The 298-nt window shown below is 41.6% G+C and carries 1 pseudogene; it reads right to left on the bottom strand.

What is annotated here, in order from left to right:
* Window positions 1–246: pseudogene (locus tag JKP73_RS22690) on the bottom strand (AMP-binding protein); the annotation flags it as partial.
* Between the last annotated feature and the right edge of the window lie 52 nt (window positions 247–298).

The raw sequence follows: 298 nt of genomic DNA on the forward strand, positions 1-298 counted from the left end.
CATGTCTTTTTTTCTTTCAACGATATACAAGAATCCGCTATCATCTATTTCACCAATATCCCCCGTATAAAACCAACCGTCCCGGAAAGAATTTTCAGTAAGCTCAGGGCGTTTGTAGTAACCGCTTGAGGGATAAGGGGCCTTAACAATGATTTCTCCCCTCCGTACCGTTTGACCGCAGTTACCATGATCATCAACAAGACGAATACTAGTACCTAGACAAGGCTTTCCACAACTTTTCAGCACTTCTCTCTTATTTTTGTAAGCCCATTGATGATCACTTTTTGTTAATCGGGCA

The organism is Virgibacillus salexigens (genome assembly GCF_014905415.1).
Classification (GTDB): domain Bacteria; phylum Bacillota; class Bacilli; order Bacillales; family Amphibacillaceae; genus Virgibacillus; species Virgibacillus salexigens.